Raw genomic sequence first — 2,919 nt, 5'->3', positions numbered from 1 at the left:
TCGGGCCGGTGCTGCACATGCTGCGCCCCGGTTCCGCCCTGCTGCCGGACTTCAGCAGGGGCTTCGGCGAAATATACTTCTCTGAAGTGCTGCCCGGCCACGTCAAGGCATGGAAGTGCCACACCCGGCAGGTGCAGCATTTTGCCGTACCCGCAGGGCTGCTGCGCATTGTGCTCTACGACGGTCGACCGGATTCCCCCACCAGGGACGTTGTGTGCGAACTGGCCCTGGGCAGGCCGGAAAACTATTTTCTCCTGCGTATTCCCACGGGCGTGTGGTACGGCTTTGCCGCAATGGACAATAGCCCGGCGCTTATCTGCAACTGCGCGGATATTCCTCACGACCCCGCCGAAGGACAACGCCTGCCAATGGACGATCCGTCCATTCCCTATTGCTGGAAAACAGAACAGGCATAGGCATATGGCGCGACAATAAACTGCGGGCCGCCCTTTTGGGGCGGCCCGTTTGCCGTGCATCAACGCCGCAGAGAACCGGCTTTTTTCCAGAGGCGAAACTGCCGCATCTCCGAGAGCGCCAGACCAGCCAGCGTCAGCACCGTACCCAGCCCGGCCATCCAGGTGATACGCTCGTCAAGGATAAGCGCGGCAGTGACAACCGTCACCACGGGGACCAGATAAATGTAGACGCTGCTCTGCACCGCGCCCAGGCGCTTGATGGCAAATGTCCACGCCACAAAGCACAAGGCCGAGGCTCCAAGCCCAAGAAAAGCCATATTTCCCCAGTTCACGGCCTTGGCAAAACGCTCCAGCCCCCAGTGAAAGCTCATGAAGGGCAGACAAGGAAGCATGAAAAGCAGCCCGTAAAAAAAGCAGCGCCGCGTCACCTGAAGACTGTTATAGCCAAAGGCCAGAATCTTGCGCGTCAGGATGGAATAAAACGACCACGCAAGCCCGGCCAGCACCGCCAGCAGGTCGCCCAGGGGGTTAAGCTGCAGACCGGTGCTCCCGCTGAAGCTGATCAGCCCTATGCCCAGAATGGCCGCCGCAAAGCCCAGAAAGAAATTCAACCCCGGCTTTTCGGCAGCCAGCAGCCAGAACGACAGCAAGGCCGTGAAAAACGGCGAAACAGCCACAATAACGCCCACATTGGAGGCAAACGTGTAGGTAAGGGCAATATTTTCAAGCAAAAAATAGAGCGTCACGCCCGCAAGCCCCGCCCCTGCGAAAAGCCATTCCTGTTTTTTATCCTTCAGCCACAAGGCGCGGGGGCAGGCCAGCCACAGGGCCGCAAACCCCAGGCTGAACCGGAAAAAAAGGATTTCAACAGGACTGAAATCGCGCAGCAGTATCTTGGTGGAAATGAACGTGGCTCCCCAGACAAGGATGCAAAGCAGGGCCGCCAGATGACCAGCCGAATTGTTTTTCTCAGACATGGGACCGTCGTTGTTGGGTGGCAGACTGTTACGCCCCGGGCGCAACGGAATGGCTGAATGTGAACCTTGCTGTCATGCGCCGGAGCGGGCCGAAAACAGGGGGCGGGCAGGCCATTTGCATGGTCATGCGCGCGAGGTGCGGATGGACATCCGCATCATTTTGACGGTGCAAGGTATCCGTGAAAAGCGGATTCCGGCCTGTGGCGTGCCTGCAAAAAAACTCTCCGGCCCGCCATGTTTTCCGTGACGGGATGGAGAGGAGGTGCGGGCCTGCAAATGCCCTTCAGGGCTGTGTTATTGCGACTTTTTTCCGCAGTCGGCCAGCCCAAGCTCCATAAGGCGCTCAAGCAACTGGCCGAAATCAAGACCAATGGTCCTGGCCTCACGCGGCACAAGGCTGGTCGCGGTCATGCCGGGCAGGGTATTGACCTCCAGCAGGGTAAGGCTGTCGTCCGGCCCGAGAATAAAGTCCGCCCTGCTGTAGCCCCTGAGGCCGAGCGCCCTGTGCGCGGCAAGGGTCAGATCCTGCACACGCGCGGTCAGTTCGTCACCAATGGGGGCCGGGCATATCTCACGCGCGCCGTCCTGCTCGTACTTGCTTTCATAATTGAAAAAATCCCCTGCTACCGGCTCGATAAGAATGGGAGGCAAGGGTTCTTCGCCCAAAATGCCGCACGTCACCTCACGGCCCGGCAAGACCGGTTCCATAATGACTTCTTCGCCCGCAGCAAATATCTGGCCCATGATCTGGTCAAGTTGCTCACGGTTGGCCGCGCGCCCAAGGCGCAGCGACGAGCCGCCCGTGTTGCTTTTGACAAACAGAGGGTACGGCAGGCGGGGCTGCCAGTCTTTTTCGGGCAGCGCGGGAACAAAGTCCCAATCCGCCGTGGGCAGACCGGCCCTGCGGAAAACCTGCTTTGCAGCGCATTTGTTGAGCGCCAGAAAAGAGCCTGCGGGGCCGGACCCCTGGTAGGGGCAGCCCACCCGGTCCAGCATGGCCTGCACCAGCCCGTCTTCGCCCGGAGCCCCGTGCAGGTTGATGAGGGCAAAATCATGCTGATCGGCGGCGGCCAACAGGCCGTCAAAATCGGCCAGCAGATCAAAAAAAGTCACTTCATGACCACGCGCTTCCAGGGCAGGAACCATGGCCCGTGCGCCGTTCAATGATACCTGCCGTTCAGGAGACCAGCCGCCCGCAATCAAAAGAATCTTCATACAGTGTCCATCCCAGTTGCTCCGAAAGAGCGCTTTCAATATTTTTTCCCTGGCGGAAGGCGGCGAAAATACCTTCTCGCGCCGCCTCACTGTGCCCATAACGGCCCAGCAGGTCGTCATACCTTTCTTCCAGACTGACGCAAGCGTCATGTCTGACTCTTTTGTCGGCATACATCACAAAAAACGGCAGCGCGCAGATGCCCCGCCCTGCGGGCAGTTCCCAAGGCCACCAGACATGCATCATGACGCCCTGGGCCACAGCGTAGTTGCCTGTTTCGGCCACGGCCCAGGCAGCGCCCACCTGGGCATGG

At 59.6% G+C, this 2,919-nt stretch carries 3 protein-coding genes and 1 pseudogene; 1 reads left to right on the top strand and 3 read right to left on the bottom strand.

Translation table 11 applies throughout. The features are described from left to right. Positions 1-416, top strand: a 416-nt coding sequence (locus V6C07_RS11695; RefSeq protein WP_333536653.1) for a dTDP-4-dehydrorhamnose 3,5-epimerase, incomplete at its 5' end; no start/stop codon positions are given. A 59-nt stretch (positions 417-475) separates the two neighbouring features. Here the strand turns inward: V6C07_RS11695 and V6C07_RS11690 are convergent. From V6C07_RS11690 to V6C07_RS11680, 3 genes and pseudogenes are all read right to left on the bottom strand, one after another. After that, a complete protein-coding gene (locus V6C07_RS11690; protein ID WP_333536652.1) occupies positions 476-1,393 on the bottom strand; it encodes a DMT family transporter in 918 nt (305 codons plus the stop codon). Positions 1,394-1,687: 294 nt separating this feature from the next. Further along, the gene (locus V6C07_RS11685; protein ID WP_333536651.1) at positions 1,688-2,608 is read right to left on the bottom strand and encodes a D-alanine--D-alanine ligase family protein; all 921 of its coding nucleotides are present in this window, start codon (positions 2,606-2,608) and stop codon (positions 1,688-1,690) included. Then, a pseudogene (locus V6C07_RS11680) lies at positions 2,571-2,919 on the bottom strand (phosphohydrolase); the annotation flags it as partial. The pseudogene V6C07_RS11680 and the gene V6C07_RS11685, both read right to left, overlap by 38 nt.

Source organism: Desulfovibrio sp. 1214_IL3152, assembly GCF_036763055.1.
Taxonomy (GTDB): Bacteria; Desulfobacterota; Desulfovibrionia; order Desulfovibrionales; family Desulfovibrionaceae; genus Desulfovibrio.
The sequence above is the reverse complement of the archived record's forward strand: the minus strand, read 5'-3'. Positions and strand labels throughout refer to the sequence as shown.